The 25,719-nt window shown below is 71.7% G+C and carries 28 protein-coding genes and 1 pseudogene; 17 read left to right on the forward strand and 12 right to left on the reverse strand.

The features are described 5' to 3' along the window. Positions 1-16 precede the first annotated feature (16 nt). Both BM424_RS15835 and BM424_RS15840 read right to left on the reverse strand, forming a co-directional pair. Positions 17-610, reverse strand: a complete 594-nt coding sequence (locus BM424_RS15835) for a helix-turn-helix domain-containing protein (RefSeq protein ID WP_093418375.1) — start codon at positions 608-610, stop codon at positions 17-19. Positions 611-672: 62 nt separating this feature from the next. Next, positions 673-1,080 (reverse strand): DUF5313 family protein, encoded by a 408-nt coding sequence (locus BM424_RS15840; protein WP_093418377.1) that lies wholly within the window; start codon positions 1,078-1,080, stop codon positions 673-675. 59 nt (positions 1,081-1,139) lie between these two features. Between BM424_RS15840 and BM424_RS15845 the strand changes: the two genes are divergently transcribed. Further along, positions 1,140-1,616: a MarR family winged helix-turn-helix transcriptional regulator gene (locus BM424_RS15845; protein ID WP_093418380.1), complete on the forward strand. Its 477-nt coding sequence runs from the start codon at positions 1,140-1,142 to the stop codon at positions 1,614-1,616. Here the strand turns inward: BM424_RS15845 and BM424_RS15850 are convergent. Then, on the reverse strand, positions 1,607-2,362 hold the full coding sequence (locus tag BM424_RS15850; RefSeq protein ID WP_093418383.1) for an enoyl-CoA hydratase/isomerase family protein: 756 nt from the start codon (positions 2,360-2,362) through the stop codon (positions 1,607-1,609). The two genes, BM424_RS15845 and BM424_RS15850, sit on opposite strands and share 10 nt — an antisense overlap. A gap of 191 nt (positions 2,363-2,553) precedes the next feature. Here BM424_RS15850 and BM424_RS15855 point away from each other — a divergent pair, with 191 nt between their 5' ends. Continuing rightward, a complete protein-coding gene (locus BM424_RS15855) occupies positions 2,554-2,766 on the forward strand; it encodes a hypothetical protein (protein ID WP_139274081.1) in 213 nt (70 codons plus the stop codon). 108 nt (positions 2,767-2,874) lie between these two features. Continuing rightward, the gene (locus tag BM424_RS15860; protein WP_093419224.1) at positions 2,875-3,282 is read left to right on the forward strand and encodes a cold-shock protein; all 408 of its coding nucleotides are present in this window, start codon (positions 2,875-2,877) and stop codon (positions 3,280-3,282) included. 21 nt (positions 3,283-3,303) lie between these two features. On the opposite strand, the gene BM424_RS15865 is transcribed toward BM424_RS15860, so the two are convergent. Then, positions 3,304-4,866, reverse strand: coding sequence for a non-homologous end-joining DNA ligase LigD (locus BM424_RS15865; RefSeq protein WP_093419225.1), 1,563 nt, complete (start codon positions 4,864-4,866; stop codon positions 3,304-3,306). 123 nt (positions 4,867-4,989) lie between these two features. Between BM424_RS15865 and BM424_RS15870 the strand changes: the two genes are divergently transcribed. Together BM424_RS15870 and BM424_RS15875 are read left to right on the forward strand one after the other, a co-directional pair. Beyond that, the gene (locus tag BM424_RS15870) at positions 4,990-5,511 is read left to right on the forward strand and encodes a VOC family protein (protein ID WP_093418388.1); all 522 of its coding nucleotides are present in this window, start codon (positions 4,990-4,992) and stop codon (positions 5,509-5,511) included. Positions 5,512-5,600: 89 nt separating this feature from the next. Further along, positions 5,601-6,353 (forward strand): lipoate--protein ligase family protein, encoded by a 753-nt coding sequence (locus BM424_RS15875; protein ID WP_093418390.1) that lies wholly within the window; start codon positions 5,601-5,603, stop codon positions 6,351-6,353. Here the strand turns inward: BM424_RS15875 and BM424_RS15880 are convergent. From BM424_RS15880 to BM424_RS15890, 3 genes are read right to left on the reverse strand one after another with little or no spacing between them, the layout of a single operon-like run. Continuing rightward, on the reverse strand, positions 6,343-6,972 hold the full coding sequence (locus BM424_RS15880; protein WP_093418393.1) for an anti-sigma factor family protein: 630 nt from the start codon (positions 6,970-6,972) through the stop codon (positions 6,343-6,345). The genes BM424_RS15875 and BM424_RS15880 overlap by 11 nt on opposite strands. Beyond that, on the reverse strand, positions 6,969-7,481 hold the full coding sequence (locus BM424_RS15885) for a sigma-70 family RNA polymerase sigma factor (RefSeq protein WP_093418395.1): 513 nt from the start codon (positions 7,479-7,481) through the stop codon (positions 6,969-6,971). The genes BM424_RS15880 and BM424_RS15885 overlap by 4 nt, the downstream gene beginning before the upstream one ends. After that, the gene (locus BM424_RS15890; RefSeq protein ID WP_093418398.1) at positions 7,478-7,855 is read right to left on the reverse strand and encodes a hypothetical protein; all 378 of its coding nucleotides are present in this window, start codon (positions 7,853-7,855) and stop codon (positions 7,478-7,480) included. The genes BM424_RS15885 and BM424_RS15890 overlap by 4 nt, the downstream gene beginning before the upstream one ends. Positions 7,856-7,974: 119 nt before the next feature. Between BM424_RS15890 and BM424_RS15895 the strand changes: the two genes are divergently transcribed. The 12 genes and pseudogenes from BM424_RS15895 (at position 7,975) to BM424_RS15950 (ending at position 21,161) form a co-directional block, all read left to right on the forward strand. Continuing rightward, positions 7,975-8,412, forward strand: a complete 438-nt coding sequence (locus BM424_RS15895; RefSeq protein ID WP_093419228.1) for a Rieske (2Fe-2S) protein — start codon at positions 7,975-7,977, stop codon at positions 8,410-8,412. A 168-nt stretch (positions 8,413-8,580) separates the two neighbouring features. Then, positions 8,581-8,781: a heavy-metal-associated domain-containing protein gene (locus tag BM424_RS15900; RefSeq protein ID WP_093418401.1), complete on the forward strand. Its 201-nt coding sequence runs from the start codon at positions 8,581-8,583 to the stop codon at positions 8,779-8,781. A 28-nt stretch (positions 8,782-8,809) separates the two neighbouring features. Continuing rightward, positions 8,810-11,047: a heavy metal translocating P-type ATPase gene (locus BM424_RS15905; RefSeq protein ID WP_093418403.1), complete on the forward strand. Its 2,238-nt coding sequence runs from the start codon at positions 8,810-8,812 to the stop codon at positions 11,045-11,047. A gap of 69 nt (positions 11,048-11,116) precedes the next feature. Further along, positions 11,117-11,353, forward strand: coding sequence for a hypothetical protein (locus BM424_RS15910; protein ID WP_245775880.1), 237 nt, complete (start codon positions 11,117-11,119; stop codon positions 11,351-11,353). A 95-nt stretch (positions 11,354-11,448) separates the two neighbouring features. Continuing rightward, positions 11,449-11,868, forward strand: a complete 420-nt coding sequence (locus BM424_RS15915; protein ID WP_093418408.1) for a CBS domain-containing protein — start codon at positions 11,449-11,451, stop codon at positions 11,866-11,868. A gap of 1 nt (position 11,869) precedes the next feature. After that, positions 11,870-12,523, forward strand: a complete 654-nt coding sequence (locus BM424_RS15920) for a response regulator (RefSeq protein ID WP_093418411.1) — start codon at positions 11,870-11,872, stop codon at positions 12,521-12,523. Positions 12,524-12,617: 94 nt separating this feature from the next. Next, positions 12,618-15,668 (forward strand): annotated as a pseudogene (locus BM424_RS15925) (ATP-binding protein); the annotation flags it as partial. 155 nt (positions 15,669-15,823) lie between these two features. Next, entirely contained in the window at positions 15,824-17,020 is a 1,197-nt protein-coding gene (locus tag BM424_RS15930) for a four-carbon acid sugar kinase family protein (RefSeq protein WP_175548124.1), read from the forward strand. Continuing rightward, positions 17,017-18,009 (forward strand): 4-hydroxythreonine-4-phosphate dehydrogenase PdxA, encoded by a 993-nt coding sequence (gene pdxA / locus BM424_RS15935; protein ID WP_245775881.1) that lies wholly within the window; start codon positions 17,017-17,019, stop codon positions 18,007-18,009. The genes BM424_RS15930 and pdxA overlap by 4 nt, the downstream gene beginning before the upstream one ends. 23 nt (positions 18,010-18,032) lie before the next feature. Beyond that, the gene (locus BM424_RS15940) at positions 18,033-18,815 is read left to right on the forward strand and encodes a DeoR/GlpR family DNA-binding transcription regulator (RefSeq protein WP_093418419.1); all 783 of its coding nucleotides are present in this window, start codon (positions 18,033-18,035) and stop codon (positions 18,813-18,815) included. A 298-nt stretch (positions 18,816-19,113) separates the two neighbouring features. Next, positions 19,114-20,238 (forward strand): MFS transporter, encoded by a 1,125-nt coding sequence (locus tag BM424_RS15945; RefSeq protein WP_093419237.1) that lies wholly within the window; start codon positions 19,114-19,116, stop codon positions 20,236-20,238. Positions 20,239-20,372: 134 nt separating this feature from the next. Next, positions 20,373-21,161, forward strand: a complete 789-nt coding sequence (locus tag BM424_RS15950; RefSeq protein ID WP_093418422.1) for an endonuclease I family protein — start codon at positions 20,373-20,375, stop codon at positions 21,159-21,161. Between the two features lies 1 nt (position 21,162). On the opposite strand, the gene BM424_RS15955 is transcribed toward BM424_RS15950, so the two are convergent. The 5 genes from BM424_RS15955 to BM424_RS15975 all read right to left on the reverse strand — a co-directional run bounded on the left by BM424_RS15955 (position 21,163) and on the right by BM424_RS15975 (position 25,588). Next, complete coding sequence (locus BM424_RS15955; RefSeq protein ID WP_093418425.1) at positions 21,163-21,579, reverse strand: nuclear transport factor 2 family protein; 417 nt, start codon at positions 21,577-21,579, stop codon at positions 21,163-21,165. Between the two features lie 4 nt (positions 21,580-21,583). Next, positions 21,584-22,117, reverse strand: coding sequence for a PadR family transcriptional regulator (locus tag BM424_RS15960; protein WP_093418428.1), 534 nt, complete (start codon positions 22,115-22,117; stop codon positions 21,584-21,586). Between the two features lie 14 nt (positions 22,118-22,131). Continuing rightward, positions 22,132-23,106 carry an NAD(P)H-dependent flavin oxidoreductase gene (locus BM424_RS15965; protein ID WP_093419238.1) on the reverse strand — a complete coding sequence of 325 codons (975 nt, stop codon included), beginning with the start codon at positions 23,104-23,106 and terminating at the stop codon, positions 22,132-22,134. A gap of 124 nt (positions 23,107-23,230) precedes the next feature. Beyond that, positions 23,231-24,007: an SDR family NAD(P)-dependent oxidoreductase gene (locus BM424_RS15970; protein ID WP_093418431.1), complete on the reverse strand. Its 777-nt coding sequence runs from the start codon at positions 24,005-24,007 to the stop codon at positions 23,231-23,233. A gap of 24 nt (positions 24,008-24,031) precedes the next feature. Beyond that, positions 24,032-25,588, reverse strand: a complete 1,557-nt coding sequence (locus BM424_RS15975; protein ID WP_245775882.1) for a long-chain-fatty-acid--CoA ligase — start codon at positions 25,586-25,588, stop codon at positions 24,032-24,034. Between the last annotated feature and the right edge of the window lie 131 nt (positions 25,589-25,719).

The raw sequence follows: 25,719 nt of genomic DNA on the forward strand, positions 1-25,719 counted from the left end.
CGTCGGCAGCGGGAAATCACGGCGTCGGGCGGTCCTTCGGCTTGGCGCGGAGGTGGGCTCGTTCGCCCTGCTTGCCGAACAGGCTCAGGAACTCCACGGTCTGGTCGTCGGCCGGGCCGAACCAGTGCGGGACGCGGGTGTCGAACTCGGCGGCCTCGCCGGGGGAGAGCACCAGGTCGTGCTCGCCGAGGACCATCCGCAACCGTCCGTTGAGGACGTAGAGCCACTCGTACCCCTCGTGGGACTGCGGATCGGGCTCGCCGCGCCGGGCCGAGGGCGGGATGATCAGCTTGTAGGCCTGGATGCCGCCCGCGCGGCGGGTCAGCGGCAGCATCGTCATGCCGCCGCGCGAGACCGGCCGCAGGTGCACGCGGGGATCGCCGGTCGGCGGGGCGTCGACGAGCTCGTCGAGCGTGACGCCGTGCGCCTTGGCCAGCGGCAGCAGCAGTTCCAGGGTGGGTTTGCGGGAACCGGACTCCAGTCTCGACAGCGTGCTCACCGAGATGCCGGTGGTCTCCGACAGCTCGGACAGCGTCGTCTCGCGCTGCTTGCGCAGCGCCCGCAACCGCGGTCCGACGGCTTCCAGCGCGTTCCCGAATTCACCGTCCACCCAACCAGATTGCCACTGCGGCAAGAGCGATTGCCACCGTTCTCACCCGGCGGCAGCAGCGATCAACCCTGGTTGCGGTAGATCTCGTCGTAGCGGGAGGCCCGGGCCGCACGGGCCTCGGCGTGCGCGGCCTCGCGGGTGGCCCGGCCGGTGCCGATCGGGTAGCCGTGCTTGTGCAGCCGGTACTCGCAGGTGTGCTCCATGTACGACAGCGAGTACCACAGCGCCAGGATCACGCCGCCGAGCACGGCCATCGCGCGGATCCACAGCGGCCCCGGCAGCAGCAGGAACAGCAGGCCGGGGGAGATCTGGACCAGGCTGCGCGCGGTGTGCCGCAGCACCCAGGTGCGGCAGGTGACGTCGTGCAGCACCCACTCGCGGTACCGCGAGGGCAGGCGGCCTCCGAAGGCGTACCAGATCCACCGCAGCGGGTCCGGTCGTGTCGGGCGGGAGTCAGGCTGTCGGCTCACACACCAATACTTAGCACACTAACTGTTAGCGCGTCCCGAAGTGTGGGTAAGCTGACCGCGTGCAGACTCCCGACCTGGGCGAGGACCCGCTCGCCCTCGACCGCCAGGTGTGCTTCGCGCTGTCGGTCGCCTCCCGCAACGTCATCTCGCTCTACCGGCCGCTGCTCGCGCCGATGAACCTCACGCACCCGCAGTACCTGGTGATGCTGGCGCTGTGGGAGCGCTCCCCGCGCTCGGTCACCGACCTCTGCGCGGCGCTGCACGCCGACGCCGCCACCCTGTCGCCGCTGCTCAAGCGGCTGGAAGCGGTCGGCTACGTGGTGCGGACCCGCAGCCGCAGCGACGAGCGCAGGCTGGAGGTCGCGCTCACCGACGAGGGCGCTCGGCTGCGCGCGGAGGCGGAGAAGATCCCGTACCGGATCGTCGAGACGCTGGGCGTGGAGCTCTCCGCGCTGGAGGAGCTGCACGGCTTGCTGTCGACGATCATCGCCGCCAGCCGCCGCGCCCTGGACGCCCGCAACGGCGGTCAGGCGTAGGGGAACACCGCGGGCCTGCGCTCCAGGAACGCCGTGACGCCCTCGGCGGTCTCGCCGGTCTCGGTGGCCACGTCCTGCCAGTGCGCGGCCCGCTCGGTCAGCGACTCACCACGGGCCGCGAGGTCGACCAGCTGCTTGGCCGCGCGCACGCTCAGCTGCGACCGGCCCGCGATCGTCGCCGCCAGCTCGGCGACCCGCGCGGCCGGATCGGCCACCACCTCGTCGACCAGCCGCATCCCCAGCGCGCGCCCGGAGTCGAAGAAGTCCGCCGAGAACAGCAGCAGCTTGGCCGCCGCCGGTCCGACCAGCTCGGTCAGCCGCTCGATGCTCGACGACGGGTAGACCACGCCGAGCTTGGCCGGAGTGATGCCGAAGACCGCCGGTTCGGCGGCGATCCGCAGGTCGCAGGCCGCCGCCAGCTGGCATCCGCCGCCGATGCACAGGCCGTTGATCAGCGCGATCGTCGGCAGCGGGCAGTCCAGCAGGGCGCGCTCGGCGGGTTCGGTCGCGCTGCCCTCCGGGCCTTCGATCTCGTGCAGCTCGGAGATGTCGGCCCCGGCGCAGAAGGCGTCCCCGGTGCCGGTGAGCACCACGACGCGCACCGCCGGGTCGGCGGTGATCTCGGCGAGCAGCTCCGGCAGCGTGCGCCACATCGCCGCGTTCATCGCGTTGCGCTTGCCCGGGTTGTCGATCGTGATCCGCGCCACGTTCTGATCGACTTCCAGCCCCAGCCGGCCCTCGCCCATGCCGCCTCCACGCCCCGTCGCACCTGCTGCCCGGCGGATCGTAACCGCAGATCGGGGGTGGTGACTCGCAGTGGTGGCCGGGCTAACGATCACCACCGCCCTCACCTGATCGTGATTCAGGTCTAGCCTTGCCCGGTCGTGCGAGAAACGCGAACACCCTTGAGGATTTTCAGAGGTGTTCATGCGGAAGGGTGGCAACCAGGATGGACGAGGAGACCCGCAGCCGGCTGGCGGAGATCCGCTCGCTGGCGGAGGAGCTGTACCCGGAGACGATCGAAGCCGAGATCGGCCGCGCCCGGGTGGAGGCCTACCAGGCGGGGATCAGGTTCGCCGCGGACTTCATCGAGCACGGCCCCAAGGAGCGCAGCAAGCCCAACACGGACATCCCGATGCCGCGGCGGTGACGGGTGGGTGCGGCCTTCTTCGCTCTTGCTGGACACCGTTGGTGGCCCTCTCGTGACCGGAGGTAGAGTGCTCGCGCTGCGGTGCGGGGTGAAGGCGGGGTGCGGCAGATGGTCACCGGCAAGGTCATCAGGTTCGACGAGGTGCGCGGCTACGGTTTCGTGGCGCCCGACGTCGGTGGCGAGGACGTGTTCATCCACGTCAACGATCTGACCTTCGACAAGCACCTGGTCGTGCCCGGGGTGGTCGTCGAGTTCGACCTGGAGGACAGCGACCGCGGCCCGAAGGCCTCGAACGTGAGCATCGTGCGGGAAGCGCCGGCCGCTCCCGTCGAACGCGGGGAGAACGAGCCGCCGCCGGGCGAGGAGCTCTTCGACGTGCTCTCGCCCAAGGAGTTCCACGAGACGATCACCGAGGCGCTGCTGACCTCCGCGCCGACGATGACCGCCGAGCAGATCCTGCAGGTCCGGCAGAAGCTCACCCAGATCGCCGTCCGGCACGGCTGGGTCGACGCGTAGGACCCCTCCGCGACCGTCGGCTCACACCGGCGGGAGCGTCTGGCGCTGGTCGAGCAGTTCCGCGAAGGGATCGCCGCGCTCGGCGACCCGGTCGCCGACGGTGCGCAGCGTCCAGCGGTCCGGCGTCAGGTCCGGGTCGTCGAGCTCGTCCCACTCCAGCGGGACCGACACCGGCGCGCCCGGCCGCGGGCGGGCGCTGTAGGGCGCGACGAGAGTCTTGCTCAGGACGTTCTGGGTGTAGTCCAGCCGCGCCAGGCCGCGCCGCTCTGACCTGCTCCACGCCCAGCTGACCAGCTCCGGCACGGTGTTGCCGACGGCCCGCGACACCTTCTCCACCCACTCGCGGGTCTCGGCGTAGCTGTAGCGCGGTGCGATCGGCACCCAGATCTGGATCCCGCGCTGCCCGGTCACCTTCGGCTTGCCCAGCACTCCCAGGTGCTCCATCGCCGCGCGGTGCAGCCGCGCCAGCGTCAGCACGTCGTCGAAGCTCGTGCGCTCGCCGGGGTCGATGTCGAACAGCGCCCAGCTGGGGTGCTCCACGTCGTCGATCGGCGAGGTCCACGGGTGCAGCTCCAGCGCCGCGTAGTTGGCCAGCCAGGCCAGCGCGGCCGGGCTGTCCGGCACGATGTAGCGCTGCACGTCGTCGGCGTCGGCGCCCGGGTAGGTCCAGGTCCGCAGCCAGTCCGGCGCGTGGGAGGGCGCCTTTTTGTGCCAGAAGCCCGGTGCGTCCACGCCGCGCGGGAAGCGGTGGCTGTTGAGCGCCCGGTCGGCCAGGTACGGCAGCATCACCGGCGCGATCCGCGCGTGGTAGCCGATCAGCTCGCGCTTGGTGATCGGGTCCTCGCCGTCGCGGCCGGGGAACAGCACCTTGTCGAGGTTGGTCAGCTTGATCCGCTCGCCCTGCAACGTCCAGGTCCCCTTCTGACCCAGGGCCGCCAGCTCCGCGAGCTCGTCGTCGGTCGGTGGCCGCCAGGACGGGCGGAGCCGGATCTCGGCGCGGTCGGCGGGCAGGTCGCCGCGCCACATCGCCTCTGGCGCGGCCGCGACCTGCTCGTTGGTGCGGCCGCTCTTCACCGAGACCGGGTGGTGCTCGGGATCCCAGTCGTCCACGGCGTGCTCGTCGCGCTTGTGCAGCAGCAGCCACTGCGTCTCGCCGCGCCGCACCAGCACGAAGTGCCCGCGCAGCTTCTCGCCGTGCAGCTCGAAGTGCAGCGTGCCCGCCTCCAGCGCGGCGGCCGGGTCGTCCTCGCCGGGGGTCCAGGTGCCGCGATCCCACACGATCACGTCGCCGCCGCCGTACTCACCGGCCGGGATGGTGCCCTCGAAATCGGCGTACTCCAGCGGGTGGTCCTCCACCCGCACGGCGATCCGCCGCACCGCCGGGTCCAGCGTCGGGCCCTTGGGCACCGCCCAGCTCAGCAGCGCGCCGTCGTGCTCCAGGCGCAGGTCGTAGTGCCTGCGGCGGGCGCGGTGGCGCTGCACGACGAACCGGTCGCCGGTGCCGGAGGTCTCGCCGCCGCGCGGTTCGGCGGTGCGCGCGAAGTCGCGCCTGCGCCGGTAGGTCGTCAACCGACCCTCGTCCATCGGTTCAGCGTGCCACGTCCGCAGGCCGGTCACATCGTTGTGCTGAGCGGAACGCCCGAATCCGACTGATCATCGAGTCGTCGCAGTCGCCTAGAATTGGTTGAAAACGAAAGGAGTCGGAACATGCCGCAGCCGCAAGGAGCCGAGCTGGAGGCCGTCCGGGCTCGTCGCAACGAGCTCCGCGACCGCTACCTGAAGCCGAGCGCGCAGCGTCCGGCGCCGACCGTCGGGGGCTTTCACCACGTGGCGCTGATCTGCTCCGACGTCGAGGAGACCATCCGCTTCTACCAGGAGCTGCTGGGATTCCCGCTGGTCGAGCTGGTGGAGAACCGGGACTACGCCGGTTCCAGCCACTTCTTCTTCGACGTCGGCAACCGCAACCTGCTGGGGTTCTTCGACTTCCCCGGCCACGACCACCCGCCGTTCGAGGAGACCATCGGGGCGGTGCAGCACATCGCCCTGGCCACCGACGCCGACAACTTCGCCGCCGCCCGCAAGCGGCTCGACGAGGCCGGGGTGGAGTACATCGGTCCCGACCGCGGGATCGACGACAGCCTCTACATCCGCGACCCCAACGGCATCGGCCTGGAGTTCTACCGGGAGGAGCTCGCCGTCTTCAACGGCACCCCGCTCCTGGAGGACTGACATCGCGCTGTTCGGGGCCCGGTCTCCGGTGAGACCGGGCCCCGAACGGCCGGGCGGGGTGGGTCCGGCGCGGCTCCTAGACTGCGGGGGTGGAGTTGTTGCGCGGGGCTTTGGGCGTGGGCGAGGACCAGGCGGTGGAGGTGGCGACCGCGCACGCGATGCTGCGGCGGACCAGCGCCGGGGAGACCGGACCGGTGCTGCGGGTGTACCGGCCGGACGCGCCGGTGGTGGCCTTCGGCCGTCGCGACAGCCTGCTGCCCGGGTTCCCCGACGCCGTCGCCGCGGCCCGCGACGCCGGGTTCACCCCGGTGCTGCGCGCACCCGGCGGCCGGGCCGTCGCCTACACCGAGAACTCCCTGGTCGTCGACCACGTCGCGCCCGACCCGGGCCGCCTGGCGGGCCTGGAGGAGCGGTTCGTCGGCTACGCCGAGCTGTGGTCCGAGGTCCTGGCCGCGCACGGCGTGGCCGCGCAGGTCGGGGCCGTGCCGGGGGAGTACTGCCCGGGCGCGCACAGCGTCAACGCGCGCGGCCGCGTGAAGCTCGTCGGCACCGCTCAGCGGATGGTGCGCGGTGCGTGGCTGTTCAGCGCGGTGGCGATCCTCGACGACGCCGACGCGCTGCGCCCGCTGCTCGCCGAGATCTACCGGGCCCTGGACCTGCCCTTCGACGACGACTCGGTCGGCTCGATCGCCGACGAGTCCCCGGGCACCTCCCTTGCCGGGTTCGAGGACTCCGTCGTGGCCGCCTACGACGCCCGCTTCGGCCTGACCCCGGCGGCGATGCCCGAGGAGTTGCTCACCCGCGCCAAGGCGCTGGCCGCCGACCACCGCGTCATCGCGTGACCGGCAGCGTCAGCAGCGCCGGGCCGTTGGGCGTGCGCAGCTCCAGCGAGCGGATCTCGCTGCGCCGCAGCGGCGTGGTCACCTTGAGCACCGCGTTGTTGTCGGGCATGGCGAACCACCGCGCCAGCACGTCGTCGGTGCCGTCGCGGCGCACCACCACCAGCACGTAGTCGCCGCCGCGCCCGCCGTCGTACTCGCAGTCCACGTCCACCCGGGTTCCCGAGGGCAGATCGCTGAGGTTGACGCTGGCGGCCACCGGGTAGCTGCCCAGCGCGGTCATCTCGGTGCCCGGGCCCGACTCGGTGAGCCCGGTCGAGAGCACCATCGCCGCGCAGGCCGCCACCGCCACCGCGCCCGCGGCGACCGCGCCGGCGGTCCGGCGCCGCCTGCCGCGACGCACCTCGTCGAGCAGCCCCGGCAGCCGGTCGGTCCCGTCGTCGACCTGCGCCGGATCGACCTGGCCGAGCAGCCCGGGCAGCTCGGCGAGCCGCCCGACGGCGGCGGTGCAGGCCTCGCAGCCCGCGAGGTGCCGCTCGAAGGCGGCGCGGTCCTCCGGCGACAGCGCGCCGAGCACGTAGGCGGCGTCGAAGTGGGCGAACGGATCGGCGCGGTCGGTCATCCCACCACCCCCCTTTCCTCCAGCGCCAGGCGCAGCGCGCGCAACGCGTAGTGCGTGCGGGACTTGACCGTCCCCTCGGGCACGCCGAGCCGCGCCGCGGCGTCGGCGACCGACAGGCCCTGGTAGAAGCACAGCGCCAGGACCTCGCGGTGCCGGGTCGACAGCTCGGCGAGCGCGTCGGCCACCAGCCAGCCCTGCAGGGCGCGCTCGGTGCCGTCCTCGCCGACCGGCTCCGGCGGGACGTCGGTCATCACCTCCACCCGGGAGGTCCCGGACCGCCACTCGTCGATGGCGATCCGCCGCGCCACCGTCAGCAGCCACGAGCGGGCCGAGCGCTCGGACTGGTCCAGCACCTTGGGATGCCGCCAGGCCCGCAGCATCGTCTCCTGCACCACGTCCTCGGCGCGGGCCCGGTCGCCGTTGGTCAGCTCCAGGGCGAACGACCGCAGCGCGGGCGCGTGCTGGTCGTGCAGCACGCGCATCAGCTGCGCCTCGGGCCCGTCGGTCACGCCGCCGCCCGGGAGCGGTCGCGGGAGACCGCCAGCAGCGCGGCGCCGAACACCACGCAGCCGACCTCGGTGATCACGCCCCAGACCTCCTCAGCGGTGGCGAACTGCTCCTGCACCCCGAAGAACCCGACGGTCAGCGACAGCGCGTAGGCGGCGAGGGTGGCCAGGCCGAAGGCGATGGCGGCGAGCGCGGGCAGCGGTGAGCGCCAGACGAGCACGGCGATCGCGATGAGCACCCCGGCGATGACGTTGACCAGGAACGACGGGCCCACCACGGCCATGTCGGCGGCCCAGTCCTGCCACACCACCCAGTGCACCCACGCCGAGCCGAGCAGGCCCAGCGCCACCAGCGCTCGCAGTATCCAGCCGATCATCGTCACGCTCCAGCCTCACGTCGGACTCGTCGTACGCGGAGGAACACGCGGAGTGGGCGGATCCGGTTCAATTTCGAAGGAGATTGAACCGATCCGGCGGATCCACCGTGTTCGAGCGCATGACCGATGACATCCGCTCCCGCCGTTCCGTGCTCGCCGCCGGAGGTGCCGCCGCCGGCGTCGCCGCCCTGTCCGCCTGCGGCGCCCAGGCCCCGCAGCAATCCGACTCCCAGCCGCCCGCCCCGCCGCAGCCCGCCCCGTCGGGCCAGGTCCTGACGCCGCTGGCCGCGGTGCCGGTCGGCGGTGCCATCCCGGTGCAGACCCCCGACGGGCGGCAGGCCATAGTGGCCAGGCCGGACGAGTCCACCGCCGCGGCCTTCGACGCCGCGTGCACGCACAAGGGCTGCCCGGTCAAGCCCGCCGGGGCCGAGCTGACCTGCCCGTGCCACGGATCGGTGTTCGACGCCGCGACCGGCGCGGTCCGCAAGGGGCCCGCCGACCGGCCGCTGGCCTCGATCCCGGTCCGCGTGCAGGGCGACCAGGTCGTCACCGCCTGAGTCCACGGTGGAGCCGGGCAACACCCGGCTCCACCGCTGGTGGTACTACCCCTCGGGGGTATTACGATCGCGGGCGTGCCCTGCTTGCCGCCGTACCCCCTGGGGGTATAGTTTCGGGTGTGTCGGCGCGATGCCGACGACAACCCGAGAGCGAGAGGGATGGCCCCGATGAGCGAGACGACCTACCACGTGACCGGAATGACCTGCCAGCACTGCGTGGCTTCGGTGACCGAGGAGGTCGGTGCCCTCGACGGCGTGACCGAGGTGAAGGTCGACCTGCCCACCGGTGCCGTGACCGTCGTCGGCAGCGCCGAGGAGACCGCCGTGCGCGCGGCCGTCGAAGAGGCCGGCTACGAGCTGGTCTCCTGATCGGGCCGAGCGCGGGAGAGGACCTGGCATGACCACCGTCGAGCACTCCGCGGGCCGCACCGTCGAGCTGGCGATCACCGGCATGACCTGCGCGTCGTGCGCCAACCGCATCGAGCGCAAGCTCAACAAGGTCGAGGGCGTCACCGCCAGCGTCAACTACGCGACGGAGAAGGCCCAGGTCACCGCGCCCGACGAGCTCGATCCGCAACGCCTGATCGAGGTCGTCGAGGCCGCCGGGTACTCCGCCGCGCTCCCGGCCGCCGAGCCCGAGGACACCGGCGAGGCCGAACCGGCCGACGCGCTGCGGCAGCGGCTGCTCGGCTCGCTGGCGCTGTCGGTGCCGGTCGCATTGCTGGCGATGGTGCCGGTCCTGCAGTTCACCTACTGGCAGTGGATCTCGCTGGTGCTGGCCGCGCCGGTCGTGGTGTGGGGCGGCTGGCCGCTGCACCGCGCGGCGTGGGTGAACCTGCGCCACGGCGCCGCGACCATGGACACCCTGGTGTCGATGGGCACGCTCGCGGCCTTCATCTGGTCGCTGTACGCGCTGCTGTTCGGGCACGCCGGGACGCCCGGCATGACCCACCCGTTCACCTTCACCATCGAGCGCGGCGACGCCACCGGCTCCATCTACCTGGAGGTCGCGGCCGCCGTCACCACCTTCGTGCTGGCCGGCCGGTACTTCGAGGCCCGCGCCAAGCGCCGCGCCGGGGCCGCGCTGCGCGCCCTGCTGGAACTGGGTGCCAAGGACGTCGCGGTGCTGCGCGACGGCCAGGAGGTCCGCGTCCCGACCGCGCAGCTGGCGGTCGGCGACCGGTTCGTGGTGCGCCCGGGCGAGAAGATCGCCACCGACGGCGTCGTGGAGGAAGGCGGCTCGGCCGTCGACGCCTCGATGCTCACCGGCGAGTCCGTGCCCGTCGAGGTCGGCCCCGGCGACTCGGTGGTCGGCGCGACCGTCAACGCCGGGGGACGGCTGGTCGTGCGCGCCACGCAGGTCGGCTCCGGAACCCAGCTGGCGCAGATGGCGCAGATGGTGGAGGAGGCCCAGACCGGCAAGGCGCAGATCCAGCGGCTCGCCGACCGGGTCTCGGCGGTGTTCGTGCCGATCGTCATCGGCCTGGCGCTGCTGACCCTGCTCGGCTGGCTGCTCGCCGGTCAGCCCACCACGGCCGCGTTCACCGCGGCGGTGGCCGTGCTCATCATCGCCTGCCCGTGCGCGATGGGTCTGGCCACGCCGACCGCCCTGCTGGTCGGCACCGGGCGCGGCGCCCAGCTGGGCGTGCTCATCAAGGGCCCGCAGGTGCTGGAGTCCACCCGCGGCATCGACACGGTCGTGCTGGACAAGACCGGCACCGTCACCACCGGGCGGATGCAGCTGGTCGACGTCCGCACCGCCGAGGGCACCGACCGCGCCGAGGCGCTGCGGGTGGCCGGAGCCGTCGAGCACGCCTCCGAGCACCCCATCGCCCGCGCCATCAGCACCGCCGCCGAGCAGGAGACCGGTGAACTGCCCCCGGTCGCGGACTTCACCAACCTCGAAGGACTCGGCGTCCAGGGCGTCGTCGACGGCCGGTCCGTGCTGGCCGGTCGCTCCGCCCTGCTGAGCCGGTGGGGCCTGCACCTCGACGGGGAGCTCGCCGAGGCGAAGGCGGAAGCCGAGGCCAAGGGCAGGACGGCGATCGTGCTGGCCTGGGACGGCGCCGCCCGCGCGGTGCTGGTCGCGGCCGACACCGTCAAACCGACCTCGCAGCAGGCGATCTCGCAGCTGCGCGACCTCGGGCTGACCCCCGTGCTGCTCACCGGCGACAACGCGGCCGCGGCCGACGCGGTGGCCGCGCAGGTCGGCATCGACGAGGTCATCGCCGAGGTGATGCCCGCCGACAAGGTCGACGTCGTCAAGCGGCTGCAGGGCGAGGGCAAGGCGGTGGCGATGGTCGGCGACGGCGTCAACGACGCCGCCGCGCTCGCCCAGGCCGACCTCGGCCTGTCGATGGGCACCGGCACCGACATCGCCATCGAGGCAGGCGACCTCACCCTGGTGCGCGGCGACCTGCGCGCCGCGGTCGACGCCATCCGGCTGTCCCGGCGCACGCTGACCACCATTCGCGGCAACATGTTCTGGGCACTGGCCTACAACGTCGCGGCCCTGCCGCTGGCCGCCGCCGGGCTGCTCAACCCGATGATCGCGGGAGCGGCCATGGCCTTCAGCTCCCTGTTCGTCGTCGGCAACAGCCTCCGCCTGCGCCGCTTCCGCAGCAGCTCCCGCTAAGAGCTGCCCGTGGTCGATCCGGTCGGCCGTGCGGGTGCCGGGGTTGACGGGTTGCGGTGCAATGGGGGCATGGCTGAGTTCAGCACTGCGACCCTGCAACCGGGGCAGACCGAGTCCAACGACCAGGGCGAGCGGGTCGGCCGGTCCAGCGGCGGACACCTCGTGCAGATGCGCCGCCGGGTGTCCGACCGCGGATTCGCGGTCACCGTCGACGCCGAACCGCGCCCCGAGGTGCCCACCGAGGTCCTCACCCACGAGTGGTCGGAGGCCAACAGCGCCTTCGACCGCCTGATGCGCGAGTACTGACGCGGACGACCGCTTTCAGCGCCTCCCCGGCCGGGTTTCGCGCTTTCCGGCCTCGGGTAGTGCGGAGTCACCCCACTCCCGAGGAGGGCTGACCCATGACGACCGCACGCGACATCATGCACGCCGGTGCCGACTGCATCGGCGAGAACGACACGCTGCTCACCGCCGCGCGGATGATGCGCGATCTCGACGTCGGCTCGCTGCCGATCTGCGGGCAGGACGACCGGCTGCACGGCATCATCACCGACCGCGACATCGTGGTGCGCTGTTGCGCCGACGGCCGCGATCCCGCCGAGGTCAAGGCGAGCGAGATGGCTCAGGGCGCGCCACACTGGATCGACGCGCGATCCGACGTCGGCGAGGTGCTCTCCTCGATGGAGCGGCACCGGATCCGGCGGATGCCGGTCATCTCCGACCACCGCCTCGTGGGCATGATCAGCGAGGCCGATCTGGCCCAGCACCTCGACGACGACCGGCTCGCGCACTTCGTGGAGACCATCTGCGCCGGGAAGTGAGATGAGCACACGGGTGTTCGTGGTCGACGACCACGACGTGATCAGGCGCGGCATCGCCGCGCTGGTGGGCGCCGAGGCCGACCTGGAGCTGGTGGGCGAGGCCGGCAGCGTGGCCGAGGCGCTGGCCTGGGTCCCGAAGATCCGCCCCGAGGTGGCGGTGCTCGACGTCCGGTTGCCCGACGGCAACGGCGTCGAGCTGTGCCGGGAACTGCGCTCGCAGCTGCCGGAGCTGCGCTGCCTGATGCTGACCTCCTTCGACGACCACGAGGCCCTGATGGACGCGATCATGGCCGGGGCCAGCGGTTTCGTGCTCAAGGGCGTGGTCAGCGAGGAGCTCGTCGCCGCCCTGCGCAAGGTCGGCGCCGGGGAATCGCTGCTGAGCCCGCAGCGCACCGAGGCGATGCTGGCCTGGTTGCGCAAGGAGCAGGAGAAGGCCGACCCGCTGCGCGAGCTCACCGCCCGCGAACGGCAGGTGCTGGAGCTCATCGGCGAGGGCATGACCAACCGCGAGATCGCCGACCGGATGGTGCTGGCCGAGAAGACCATCAAGAACTACGTCTCGCAGATGCTGGCGAAGCTCGCGATGCGCCACCGCAGCGAGGCGGCCGTGCTGGCCACCGAACTGCGGCTGGACCGCGATTCCCGCAAGCGCTGACCGCGAAGGGAACCCGATGCCACCACTGCCGGAGCGGTCGGACGCCGAGCAGGTCCTGGACCGGCTGCTGCCCGCGCTGCGGGAACTGCGCGACGGCAACTTCCGCCGCCGCCTGGTCGTCACCGGCGGCGGTGCCGCGGCCGAGGCCGCCGCGATCTACAACGAGGTCGCCGAGCGCAACCAGCGGCTGGCCGGTGAGCTGCAGCGGGTGGGGGAGTCGGTGGCGCGCGGCCAGCTGCCGGTCGCACCGGTGACGCTGGACGGCCCGGTCGAGGGCGGCTGGGCGCTGGCGGCCGACTCGGTGAACTTCATGGCCGACAACCTCACCAGCCAGGTCCGCGACATCGCCCAGGTCGCCACCGCCGTGGCCGCCGGCGACCTGACGCGGAAGATCGACGTGGACGCCCAGGGCGAGATCCTGCAGCTGAAGAACACGATCAACACGATGGTCGATCAGCTCTCGGCGTTCGCGGCCGAGGTGACGCGGGTGGCCCGCGAGGTCGGCATCGAGGGCAAGCTCGGCGGGCAGGCGCGGGTGTACGGGGTGGCGGGGATCTGGAAGGACCTCACCGACAACGTCAACACCATGGCCGACAACCTCACCAACCAGGTCCGCAGCATCGCGCAGGTGACCACCGCGGTCGCCCGGGGCGACCTGTCGAAGAAGATCGACGTCAACGCGCGCGGCGAGATCCTGGAGCTCAAGACGACGATCAACACGATGGTCGATCAGCTCTCGGCGTTCGCGGCCGAGGTGACGCGGGTGGCCCGCGAGGTCGGCACCGAGGGCACGCTCGGCGGCCAGGCCGAGGTCGCCGACGTCTCGGGCACCTGGCGGCGGCTGACCGAGAGCGTCAACCGGCTCGCCGGCAACCTCACCACCCAGGTGCGGGCCATCGCCCAGGTCGCCACCGCGGTCACCGAGGGCGATCTGACCAGGCAGATCACGGTCGACGCCTCCGGTGAGATCGCCGAGCTCAAGGACAACATCAACGCGATGATCAGCAACCTCAAGGAGACCACCCGCGCCAACCGGGAGCAGGACTGGCTCAAGACCAACCTGGCGCGGATGTCGTCGCTGATGCAGGGCCAGCACGACCTCGACTCCCTCGCGCAGCTGATCATGTCGGAGCTGGCGCCGCTGGTCTCGGCCGGCCGCGGGGCGTTCTACCTGACGCGCACCGGCGAGGACGGGCGCCGCTACCTCGAGCACACCGCCGGGTACGGGGCCCCGCCCGACGAGGACGAGCCGCGGCGCTTCGCCTTCGGCGAGTCGCTGGTCGGGCAGGCGGCCGTGGACCGCAGGCCGATCCTGGTCGAGGACGCGCCGCCGGACTACATCCGGATCGGCTCCGGGCTCGGCGAGACCGCGCCGGGCCAGGTCGCGATCGTGCCGGTGCTGTTCGAGGGCACGGTGCTCGGCGTGATCGAACTCGCCGGGGTGCACCGGTTCACCGCCGTGCACCTGGACCTGCTGGACCGGCTCATGGAGTCCATCGGCGTCGAGGTCAACACCATCGTGGTCAACACCCGCACCGAGGCGCTGCTGGCCGAGTCCCAGCACCTGACCACCGAGCTGCAGGAACGCTCCGAGCAGCTCCAGCACCAGCAGGAGGAGCTGCAGCGCTCCAACACCGAGCTGGAGGAGAAGGCGGCGCTGCTGGCCAGCCGCAACAACGACATCGAGATGAAGAACATCGAGATCGAGCAGGCCCGCCAGGAGCTCGAGGACCGGGCCCGCCAGCTCTCCGACGCCTCGGCCTACAAGTCGGAGTTCCTGGCCAACATGTCCCACGAGCTGCGCACCCCGCTCAACAGCGTGCTCATCCTGGCCAAGCTGCTGGCCGACAACATGGACGGCAACCTCACCCCGCAGCAGGTGGACCTGGCCCGGACCGTGCACCAGGCGGGCTCGGACCTGCTGCAGTTGATCAACGACGTGCTCGACCTGTCCAAGGTGGAAGCCGGTCAGATGCACCTGCTGCCCGAGGACGTCGAGCTCAGCGAGGTGGCGCGCAGCCTGGACTCGATGTACCGGCCGGTGGCCGCCGAGAAGGGGCTGGAGTTCAAGATCGTCGTCGCCCCGTCGTTGCCGTCCAGCGTGCGCACCGACCGCAGCAGGCTCGAGCAGATCGTGCGGAACCTGCTGTCCAACGCGGTGAAGTTCACCGATCGCGGCACCGTCGAACTGCGCATCCGGCCCGCTCAGCCCACCGAGGTCACCAGCGGGACGCTGCGCCGCGCCCGGCAGCGCGTGGTGTTCTCGGTGCGCGACACCGGCATCGGCATCCCGTCCGACAAGCTGTCGCTGATCTTCGAGGCCTTCCAGCAGGTCGACGGCACCACCGTGCGCAAGTACGGCGGCACCGGGCTGGGCCTGTCGATCAGCCGCGAGCTCACCGAGCTGCTCGGCGGCGAGCTGCAGGTGCGCAGCGAACCCGGGCAGGGCAGCACCTTCAGCCTCTACCTGCCGACCGAACCGGCCGCCGAACCGCCGACGAGCCCGCAGCGGACGGAACCGCAGAAGGCGGAAGCCGTCGACGCGGCACCGGTTGATGCGGAACCGGCCGCGGTGGACGCGTCGGCCGAGACCCCGCCGCTGCCGCGGACTCCCACCGAAGCCGAGACCAGCCTCGACGTCTCGGCCGAGGGCATCGATCCGCCGCTGCGCTCCGCCGAGCTGGCCAACCGGGACACCCAGCCGCACCTGCATCGCTCCGCCCAGCCCGCGCAGCGCGGGTCGCTGCAGTTCCACTCGGAGAAGGTGCTGGTCGTCGACGACGACGAGCGCAGCGTGCAGGCGATGAAGGTGCTGCTGGAGCAGCACGGGCTGCAGGTGGTGCAGGCCGGCAGCGCGCTGGCCGCGCTGTCCGAACTGCGCAAGCACTCCGACGTCGTGATCGTGCTGATGGACGTGATGATGCCGCAGCTCGACGGCAACGAGACCATCCGCATGATCCGCGAGATGCCGCGCTACCGGGACCTCACGATCATCGCGGTCACGGCCAAGGCGATGAAGGGCGATCGCGAGCAGAGTATCGCCGCCGGCGCCACCGAGTACCTCACCAAGCCGGTCGACGCCGACCGCCTGCTCGACCTGCTCTCCGAGCACCTACCAGCGGGAATGAGCGCCGAAGCGGACTGATCTCGCCGTCGCGCGGAGCACTCGCGCAGAACGTTGCGCACTGTGCACTCACTGGAGAGGACTATTGCGCGGTTCGCGCAGTGATCTCTATGGTTAGACCAAGCCCGACGGGGGGTGCTCGTTGGGTGTTCCGGCGAGCAGAAGAGCAGGTGATCATGGGATCGCGAGTCCTGGTCGTAGCCGATGACCTCAGCGGTGCGGGTGATTCCGGAGTCCCCTTCGCATTGCGCGAAATGCGCACTCTGCTGGCGTTGGACGACACCGGCGACGCCGAGGTGTTCGTGGCCGACACTGACAGCAGGCACATCGAACCCGATCTCGCCGCCAAGCGCGTGCACGAAGCCCTCGACGGGCACGCGCAGGGGCGGGTGGTCTTCAAGAAGATCGACTCCACGCTGCGCGGCAACGTCGCCTCCGAGGTCGGCGCGATCGTCGAGCACGCCGGGGGAGCGGGCGTGCTGCTGTGCCCCGCCTCGCCCGCGACCGGCCGCACCGTGCTCGGCGGCGTGGTCCACATCAACGGAATCCCCTTGCACCACACCGGTGTGTGGAAGACCGAGCCCGGAGAAGCGCCGGTGGACATCGCTTCCGCGCTCGACGGGCTGAAAGTCCGCCACGTGGCGCTGGCTTCGGTGCGCGGCAAGCCCGCCCAGCTCCGGGAACGCGTCGCCGAGCTCCTCACCGAGGCCGACGTGGTCATCTGCGACGCGGTGTCCGAGAGCGACCTGCGCGCCGTGGTCACCGCCGGTGCCGCGGCCGAGAACGCGCCGCACTGGGTCGGTGCCGCCGGTCTGGCCGACGCGCTGGCCGAACTGCTGCGCCCCGGCTACGACATCGAACCCCCGCCGCCGGTGGACGGTCCGGTGCTGGCCGTGGTCGGCAGCGCCAACTGGGCCTCCCGCCAGCAGGCCGACCACCTCGCCGAGCGCTTCGGGCACACCCGCCGGCTCTCGGCGCGCACCCTCGTCGAGGCCGACCCGGCCGCGCTCGTGCGCCTGGCCGACCAGATCAACGACGCGCTGTGCGGCGGCGACGTGCTGGTCACCGTCGAAGGACCGGTCGAGGCCGGGCACGCCCGGCAGCTCACCGCGAGCCTGGCCGAGGTGTGCGCCCCGGCCGCGCAGAAGGCGGGGCTGCTGGTGCTCACCGGCGGCGAGACCGCGCGAGCGGTGCTGACCCGGCGCGGCGTGAGCGGCTTACGGCTGCTCAACGAGCTCGAACCCGGCGTGGTGCTGGGCCGCACCATCGAGAAGCAGCCCGGCTACGTCATCACCAAGGCCGGTGCGTTCGGCGCGCCGGACACCCTGCACCGCGCGGTGTCTGCGGTGCGCTGCGGAAGGGCCGTCGCGTGACCCTGCCCGCCATCGCCGTCACCATGGGCGACGCCGCCGGTGTCGGGCCCGAGGTGATCGTGCGCGCGCTCGCCGGGCCCGAGCTGCGCGGCCTGGCCCGGCCGGTGGTGATCGGCGACGCGGCCCGGCTGGTCCGCGCCGCCGAGCTCTGCCGGGTCGACGTGCGGGTCAAGCCCGTCGCCGAGCCCGCCGAGGCCACCGGCGAGCCGGGCGTGATCGAGGTGCTCGACGTCGGCGGCATCCCCGCTGACCTGCCCTTCGGCGAGCAGTCCGAGGTCGCGGGCGAGGGCGCCTACCGGTTCGTGGCGCGGGCCGCGGAGCTGGCGCTGGCGGGCGAGGTGCAGGCCATCTGCACCGCGCCGCTGAACAAGGCGGCGCTGCACGCCGCCGGGCACCGCTATCCCGGGCACACCGAACTGCTCGCCGAGCTGTGCGGGGTGCCGGAGGTGTCGATGATGCTGTCCACCGGCCGGGTGCGGGTCATCCACGTGACCACGCACATCGGGCTCGTCGACGCCATCGAGCGGATCGAGCCCGGCCTGGTCGAGCGCACCGTGCGGCGCGGGCACCGGACGATGGTCGACGCCGGGATCGCCGAGCCGCGCATCGCCGTGTGCGGGATCAACCCGCACGCCGGGGAGAACGGCCTGTTCGGGCGCGGCGAGGAGGAGGACAAGATCGACCCGGCGCTGGCGGCCTGCCGCGCCGACGGCATCGACGCGCAGGGCCCGCTGCCCGCCGACACGGTGTTCTTCCGCGCCGGGCGAGGCGATTTCGACCTGGTCGTGGCGATGTACCACGATCAGGGCCACGGGCCGGTGAAGATCCTCGGCCTGGAGGCCGGGGTCAACATCACCGTGGGCCTGCCGGTCATCCGGACCTCGGTCGACCACGGCACGGCCTTCGACATCGCCGGCACCGGCCGGGCGGAGGCGGGCAGCATGGTCGAGGCGCTGCGCCAGGCCGCGGCACTGGCCGGAAGACCTTGATCCGGTTCTGGGAGGATCGCGGCGTGAGCGCGGAAGTCGAAGGACGCCTCTCGGCAGGGCAGCGCCGGGCGTTGATAGAGCGGTTGGTGACCGAGCAGGGCGCGGTCCAGGTCGAGGAGCTGGCGGCGTCGCTGGCCGTCACGCCCTCGACGATCCGGCGCGACCTGCAGCTGCTCACCGACCAGGGCAAGCTCGCGCGCACCTACGGCGGGGCGATGCCCGCCACCAGCGCCGAGCCCTCGCTGGGGCAGCGCTCGGCGCTGGCCTCGGCGGAGAAGGACCGCATCGCCGAGTGGGCGGCCGGGCAGGTCTCCATCGGCGACACGGTGATCCTGGACGCGGGCACCACCACCGGCAAGCTCGCCCACCACCTGCGCGACCGCTCGGGGCTCACGGTGGTCACCAACAGCGTCATGGCGCTGACCGAGCTGGTCGACGCCGACCCGGTGCAGGTGGTGTCGCTGGCGGGGGAGCTGCGGCACATCAGTCAGGGCTTCGTCGGCCCGCTGGCCGAGCTGACGCTGTCCCGGCTGACCGCGGACAAGGCGTTCCTGGGCGCCGACGGGCTGGACTCCCGGCACGGGATCTGCGAGGCGAGCCTGCTCCAGACCCGCCTGAAGGAGCAGATGATCGCCCAGTCCCGCGAGGTCTACATCCTCGCCGACAGCAGCAAGCTCGGCGCCATGCCGTTCAACGCCTGGGCGCCGCTGCCCTCCCGCTGGACCCTGGTGACCGACACCAACGCGGGCGAGACCGATCTCGCCCCGTTCCGCTGCCTCCCCGAAGTCACCATCATCACCGTCTGACCCCGCTCCGCGCCGGGTGCACCACCGTTTGATCGGGGCCGTGACGGTGTCGAAGGTGCTTGGCAGGGGACAGTTTTAGTCATAACTGTCGACCCTCGGTGTCCCTTTTGTCCGGACAGTTGTGGCTAAAACTGCCCCCTGGCGCGGAACGTCCCCACCGGAGCGGTGGTGCGGCGGTGACGGACGCCCCACTGTGGACTCCGGGGCGCGGATCCGGTGATAACGTTCGCGCAGCTAACGAATAGCCCGATCGGGTGGTGCGATCGGGCTGCGGGGCGCCAGGTGCGGAGGTGAGGTGGTGAGCTCTCGAGTCGCGCTGTACGTCGGGGGTCTCCTGGGGCCCTTCGGGGGCGGGATCGTGGCGGCCATGCTGCCCGAGCTCGGCGCGGACTACGCCGTGTCGCCGGGCATCGCCGCCAGTTCCACCACCGCCTACCTGCTGCCGTTCGCGCTCGTGATGCTGGTGTCCGGCAGCCTCGGCGAGCGGTGGGGCAGCAGCCGCACCATCCGGACCGCCTACATCGGCTACGCCGTGGTGGCCGTGCTGGGAGCCGTGGCGCCCTGGTTCTGGCTGTTCCAGGTCACCCGCGTGCTGCAGGGCGTGGCCAACGCGTTCACCACGCCGCTGCTGCTGGCCAAGATCGCCGCCGGGACTCCGAAGGAACGCCTCGGCCGGGCGATGGGCACCTACGGGGCGATGCAGGCGATCGGCCAGACGACCGCACCGCTGGTCGGCGGGATCGCCGCCGAGAGCGCCTGGCAGCTGGCCTTCATCGGCGTCGCCGTCGTCGCCGCCGTGCTCGCGGTCAGCCCGCTGCCGCCCGACTCCGAGTCCACCGGTGAGCGCAACCCGGGTGCGCTGCGCGACGCCTGGACGCCGATCGTGCTGCTCAGCGGCGGGATCGCCGGGGTCGCCTGGATGTGCTCGGCCGGGCTGCCGTTCCTGGTCTCGTTCCGCCTCGACGACGCCTTCGCGCTCAGCCCCGGCGCCCGGGGCCTGGCGCTGACCGCCTACGGCATCGCCGGGGTGCTCGCCGCCCGGCTGACCGGCGGGGCCGTGGACCGCTTCGGCGTCCGCGCCGCGCTGATCACCGGGGTGCTCGGCGCCGCGATCGCCGTGGCCACCATCGGGCTGGTCGACCTGCTGCCGGTGGTGGTCCTGGCCTGGGCGCTGGCCGGGGTGTGCGGCCAGCTGATCCTGGTGGCGGTGCACTCGACGGTGCTCGGCGGCACCGGGGGCGGCGGGGCGATCTCGGTGGTGACCGCCTGGCGGTTCCTCGGGATGTCGGCCTCGCCGGCGGTGTTCACCGGCCTGTACCGGCAGGACGCGGGTCTGGGATTCGGGCTGGCGGGCCTGCTGCTGGCACTTTTGATTCCCGTTGTTTCCATTTGGTGGCCGCGCACCCGCCGCGCCGCGGCCTGAATCATCCCAGCTCGCCGGGGTTTTCCGGCGTCGCGGTGATCATTTCCCGCCGTCTCGTCACCAGATTTGTTTCACCCAATGGTGAGAACTTCTGTGGCACGCTTCCCCCGTCTCGACCACGGGGAGAGGGAACCATGAAGATCACCCGCTGGAAGCCCGTCACGCTGTTATGCGGCGCGGTGCTGGTGGCCGCGCCGACCGCCGCCGTCGCGGTCGCGTCGCCGGCCCAGCCCAGCGCCGACGACTACTACCAGGACGCGATCGGCAAGACCGGCCCCGAGCTGGAGGCCGCGCTGCACGGCATCATCAGCAACGGCGTCACCACGCTCGACTACGACGGCGTCTGGGACGCCCTCAAGGTCACCGACCAGGACCCGGCCAACCCGGACAACGTCATCCTGCTCTACACCGGCCGCTCGCAGGCCGCCGACACCAACGGCGGCGACGCCGACCAGTGGAACCGCGAGCACGTCTGGGCCAAGTCGCACGGCGACTTCGACACCGTCCCCGGTCCGGGCACCGACGTGCACCACCTGCGCCCCACCGACGTGTCGGTCAACGCCGACCGCGGCAACAAGGACTTCGACATGGGCGGCACCGAGTCGGAGGAGGCCCCGGGCAACTTCACCGACGACGACTCGTGGGAGCCGCGCGACGCCGTCAAGGGCGACGTCGCCCGGATGATCTTCTACATGTCGGTGCGCTACGAGGGCGAGGACGGGTTCGCCGACCTGGAGGTCAACGACCAGGTCGACAACGGCAGCAACCCCAACATCGGCAAGCTCTCGGTCCTCAAGCAGTGGAACGAGCAGGACCCGCCGGACGACTTCGAGAAGCACCGCAACGACGTCATCTTCACCGACATCCAGCACAACCGGAACCCGTTCATCGACCACCCCGAGTGGGTCGAGGAGATCTGGTAGGTCAGCCCGGGACGACCCCGTCGGCGACGAGACCCGCGTAGATCGCGTCGCTGACGGCCTGCAGCGACGACATGGGCCGGATCATCACCGTGAAGGTGGTGATCCGGTCTTCTGCGTTGAGGTGGATGAGGTCGATGCCCTCCACCTGCTTGCCGCTGACCACCGTGCGGAAGTGCAGCACGTGCGCCTCGGTCTCGTCGCCGGAAAGAGTCCGGCCGCGGCCGGGGAAGTCGCCGACGTAGCGGAAGTCCTCGAAAGTCCGCTGCAGCACCCGGAACAGCGCGCGCACGGTGCCGATGCCCTCGAACGGCGTGAACTTCACCGGGCTGTAGAACCGGATGTCGTCGGTGAACTCGTTCACGGCGGCGTCGAAGTCGCCCGCCTCGATGGCGGCGCGGAAGCGGTCAGCGGCGTTCATGTCCTCATCCCTGATCGTCGTCGAGTGCTCGGATCGCGTCCTCGCACCACTCCAGCAAGGCCTGCTCGGTGCGGATCCCGCCGCTGAGCACCAGGTGCTGGTGCAGCGCCTGCCCGGTGAGCTTCGCCGGGTCGGGGAAGTCGCGGCGCTCGATCTCGCGGTACAGCGACAGCCGCTGCACGTGCAGATCGCGCTGCCGGGCGAACTCCTCGCGCACCTGCGCGGGGTCGCCGAACGACGCGCCGCGCAGCTTGACCGTCAGGTCGTTGCGGGTCGAGGCCGGCTCGGCGATCCAGCGCCGCAGCTCCTCGGACCCGGCCTCGCTGACCCGGTAGACCTTCTTGTCGGGCCGCTTGAGCTGGGCGACCTGGTCGCAGTCGACCCAGCCGAGCTCGACCATGCGCTTGAGGCTGCGGTAGATCTGCTGGTGGCTGGCCGCCCAGAAGTACCCGATCGACTTGTCGAACCGGCGCGCGAGCTCGTAGCCCGAGCCCGCGCGTTCCCGCAGCGACACCAGGATCGCGTACTCCAGAGACACCGGCGCTCGTCCTCTCAGCCCGCGATGAGCTTCCCGAGCCGGTCGCGGACGAGCTCGCCGGACTCGGTGACGATCCGGTCGACCAGCTCGGCCACGCTCGGCACGTCGTTGATCAACCCCTGGACCATACCGACGCTCCACACGCCCAGCTCGGTGTCGCCCTGCTCGTAGACCTGGCGTCCGCGCGCCCCGGCCACCAGCTCGCGGATGTCCTCGAACTGCGCGCCGTCGTCGAGCTTGGCGACGACCTCGCGGCTGACGGAGTTGCTGGCCACCCGCGCGGTGTTGCGCAGCGGCCGGAAGATCAGCTCGGTGTCGCGCTCGCTCGCCTCGGTGATGCGCTTCTTGACCTCGTCGTGGATCGGCGACTCCCGGGTGCACATGAACCGGGTGCCCATGTTGACCCCGTCCGCGCCGAGGCTCAGCGCCGCGACGAGACCGCGCGCGTCGGCGAACCCGCCGGAGGCGATGATCGGGATGTCGAGCTCGTCGGCGGCCCGGGGGATGAGCACCAGGCCCGGGATGTCGTCCTCGCCGGGGTGCCCGGCGCACTCGAAGCCGTCGATGCTGACCCCGTCCACGCCCAGCTGCTGCGCCTTGAGCGCGTGCCGGACGCTGGTGCACTTGTGCAGCACCTTGACCCCGGCGGGCTTGAACGCCGCGACCTGCTCGGCCGGGTTGGACCCGGCCGTCTCGACGACGGTGATGCCCGACTCGATGATCGCCTGCCGGTACTCGGCGTAGGGCGGGGGAGTGATCGCGGGCAGGATCGTCAGGTTCACGCCGAAGGGCTTGTCGGTGAGCTCGCGGCAGCGCGCGATCTCCTTGACGAGGTCCTCGGGCGTGGGCTGGGTCAGGGCGGTGATCATGCCCAGCGCGCCGGCGTTGGCCACCGCGGCGACCAGCTCGGCGCGGCCGACCCACTGCATCCCGCCTTGCACGATCGGGTGCTCGACGCCGAACTCCTCGGTGAACCTGGTTCGCAGCACGTTGCTCACTGCCCTTCTCGACTAGAACCGCTCCAGCCGGACCGTACTATGCACCAAGTTGCAATGCAACGAGTTGCATAGGTAGGGCTGGCAACGCCCCCGGCCGCGAGACCGGGGGCGAGGATCAGAAGTTCACGTAACCGCCGTCGACGGTGAGCGCGTCGGCCGTGTGGAAGGCGCTGGCCGGGCTGGCCAGGTAGACCGCCAGCGCCCCGAAGTCGTCCGGCCGGCCCCACCGCCCGACCGGCATCCGCGGCAGCACCTTGCGCTGGAAGCCCTCCGACTCCAGCACCGGATCCGCCAGCGGCGTGCTCACCCAGCCCGGCAGCACCGCGTTGGCGCGGATCCCGTGCCGGGCCAGCTCGATCGCGATCGACTTGATCATCGAGATCAGCGCGCCCTTGCTCGCCGCGTAGGCCTGCCCACGCGGCTGGCCCTGCCGGGCCGCCAGGCTGGAGGTGCCCACCAGGCTGCCGCCCTCGCCCTGGGCCACCATCTGCTTCGCCGCCGCGCGCAGCGTCAGGAACGCCCCGTCCAGGTCCACCCGCGTGACCCGGCGGAACTCGCTGAGATCGGTCTCCAGGAAACGACTGCCCACCCCGCCGATCCCGGCGTTGGCGAAGCAGGAGTCCACCCGCCCGAACTCCTCGACCGTGCGGGCCATCGCGGCCTCGACCTGCTCCTCGTCGCCGACGTCGCAGCGCACGGCCAGGACCTTGCCGCCGTGCGCCTCCAGCTCGCGGGCCGCCTTCTCGTTGCGCTCGGCGTTGGTGCCCCACACGCACACCCCGGCACCGGCGGCGGCCAGCGCGCCGGCCATCGCCAGGCCGATGCCCGAGTTGCCGCCGGTGACCAGGGCGACGTGCCCGGTCAGGTCGAATGGGTTGGACTCGTTGCTCACGTGGGTGCTGCCTCCCGGTCGTGCCTACTTGCGGTACTCGGCGCGCAGGGTCGTCTTGAGGACCTTGCCGCTGGGGTTGCGGGGGAGCTGCTCGACCAGCCGCACCTGCCGGGGCCGCTTGTAGCCGGCCAGCCGCGCGCGGCACCAGGTCTCGATGTCGTCCTCGGTCGGCGGGTCCGCCGGGTCGCGCGGGGCGATCACTGCCAGCGGCGTCTCGCCCCACCGCTGGTCCGGGACCCCGATCAGCGCGACCTCGCCGACCTTCGGGTGCCCGGACAGGGCCTCCTCGACCTCGGCGCAGTAGATGTTCTCGCCACCGGAGATGATCATGTCCTTCTTGCGGTCGACCACGTAGATGTAGCCGTCCTCGTCCTGGCGCACCAGGTCGCCGGAGTGGAACCAGCCGCCGCGGAAGGCCTCCGCGGTCTCCTCCGGCTTGTTCCAGTACTCCCGCATCACCGTCGGACCCCGGTAGACGATCTCGCCCACCTCCCCGCGCGGCACGTCGTTCATCTCGTCGTCGACGATGCGCACCTCGACGTTGATCATCGGCGTGCCCACCGAGCCGATCTTGCGCAGCGCGTCCTCGGCCCGCAGCGCCGTGGTCACCGGCGAGCACTCGGTCTGCCCGAACACCGTGCTCAGCTCCGCCTGCGGGAACGTCTCCATGATCTGGCGCAGCAGTGTCGTCGACGCCGGCGCCGCGCCCCAGCTGATCCGCCGCAGCGCCGAGAGATCCCGCTCGCCGATGTCGGGCAGCGAGCAGATCGCCTGCCACTGGGCCGGGACGAAGAAGCAGCCCGAGATCCGCTCCCGCTCCAGCATCTCCACCGTCTCCCGCGGGTCGAACTGCCCCGACGACGACAGCACGATCCGGCCGCCGCGCAGCAGCGGGCCCAACATGCCCGACACCCCGGCGATGTGGAACAGCGGCACCCCCACCAGGTACACGCGGTCGTCCTCGGAGACGCCGTTGTGCACCAGCAGGCTGAAGGTGTGCATCAGCAGGTTGTGGTGCGTCAGCACCGCGCCCTTGGGGCGGCCGGTCGTGCCCGAGGTGTACATGATGAACGCGGCCGACTCCTGCTCCACGTCCAGCTCGTCGTGCTCGGCCGAGGCCGCCGCCAGCGCCGCCTCGAACTCCACCGAGTCCGGTCCCGCATCGCCACCGCCGATGACCAGCGCGGACTTCGCGCCGGGCGCCTGCTCGCGGGCCTGGGCCACCGTCCCGGCCAGCGCCGAGTCGGTGATCACCGCGCTCGCCCCGCTGTCGTTGAGGTGGTAGGCGATCTCGTCGGCGACAAGCCGGAAGTTGATCGGCACGCAGATCGCGCCGATCCGCGAACCGGCCACGTAGGACTCGATGGTCTCCAGGTGGTTGAGCGTGGCCACCGCGTAGCGGTCGCCCGGGCCCACACCCCGGTCGCGCAGGGCGTTGGCCAGGCGCGTCACGCGCTCGTTGAACTCGGCGTAGCTGCGGGAGGCCTCGCCGTGCCGCAGCGCGATCTCATCGGGAATCTTGCGGGCATGGCGCGCGATCTGGTCGCTGATCGTCATTCCCTTGCCGGGCAGTGCGGACATCGTCACCTCGCCGTTGAGGGTGTGGATGGGCCGTCGAGGGGGAGCGGGCTCACTCATCCTGCGGTGCGGGACGGAGGCGGTCAAGGCGAAGTTTGTTCGGTTTGTCGGCGGGCGGGTAACCAACTTCACCC

This window comes from Saccharopolyspora flava (assembly GCF_900116135.1).
GTDB lineage: Bacteria > Actinomycetota > Actinomycetes > Mycobacteriales > Pseudonocardiaceae > Saccharopolyspora > Saccharopolyspora flava.

Bases quoted from the DNA above. Each gene is read 5' to 3' on its own strand.
- BM424_RS15850 (WP_093418383.1), bottom strand. From the start codon at position 2,362: ATGGGCGAGGGCCGGCTGGGGCTGGAAGTCGATCAGAACGTGGCGCGG.
- BM424_RS15860 (WP_093419224.1), top strand. From the start codon at position 2,875: ATGGTCACCGGCAAGGTCATCAGGTTCGACGAGGTGCGCGGCTACGGT.
- BM424_RS15865 (WP_093419225.1), bottom strand. From the start codon at position 4,866: ATGGACGAGGGTCGGTTGACGACCTACCGGCGCAGGCGCGACTTCGCG.
- BM424_RS15870 (WP_093418388.1), top strand. From the start codon at position 4,990: ATGCCGCAGCCGCAAGGAGCCGAGCTGGAGGCCGTCCGGGCTCGTCGC.
- BM424_RS15880 (WP_093418393.1), bottom strand. From the start codon at position 6,972: ATGACCGACCGCGCCGATCCGTTCGCCCACTTCGACGCCGCCTACGTG.
- BM424_RS15890 (WP_093418398.1), bottom strand. From the start codon at position 7,855: ATGATCGGCTGGATACTGCGAGCGCTGGTGGCGCTGGGCCTGCTCGGC.
- BM424_RS15895 (WP_093419228.1), top strand. From the start codon at position 7,975: ATGACCGATGACATCCGCTCCCGCCGTTCCGTGCTCGCCGCCGGAGGT.
- BM424_RS15900 (WP_093418401.1), top strand. From the start codon at position 8,581: ATGAGCGAGACGACCTACCACGTGACCGGAATGACCTGCCAGCACTGC.
- BM424_RS15905 (WP_093418403.1), top strand. From the start codon at position 8,810: ATGACCACCGTCGAGCACTCCGCGGGCCGCACCGTCGAGCTGGCGATC.
- BM424_RS15910 (WP_245775880.1), top strand. From the start codon at position 11,117: ATGGCTGAGTTCAGCACTGCGACCCTGCAACCGGGGCAGACCGAGTCC.
- BM424_RS15915 (WP_093418408.1), top strand. From the start codon at position 11,449: ATGACGACCGCACGCGACATCATGCACGCCGGTGCCGACTGCATCGGC.
- BM424_RS15920 (WP_093418411.1), top strand. From the start codon at position 11,870: ATGAGCACACGGGTGTTCGTGGTCGACGACCACGACGTGATCAGGCGC.
- BM424_RS15930 (WP_175548124.1), top strand. From the start codon at position 15,824: ATGGGATCGCGAGTCCTGGTCGTAGCCGATGACCTCAGCGGTGCGGGT.
- BM424_RS15950 (WP_093418422.1), top strand. From the start codon at position 20,373: ATGAAGATCACCCGCTGGAAGCCCGTCACGCTGTTATGCGGCGCGGTG.
- BM424_RS15955 (WP_093418425.1), bottom strand. From the start codon at position 21,579: ATGAACGCCGCTGACCGCTTCCGCGCCGCCATCGAGGCGGGCGACTTC.
- BM424_RS15975 (WP_245775882.1), bottom strand. From the start codon at position 25,588: ATGTCCGCACTGCCCGGCAAGGGAATGACGATCAGCGACCAGATCGCG.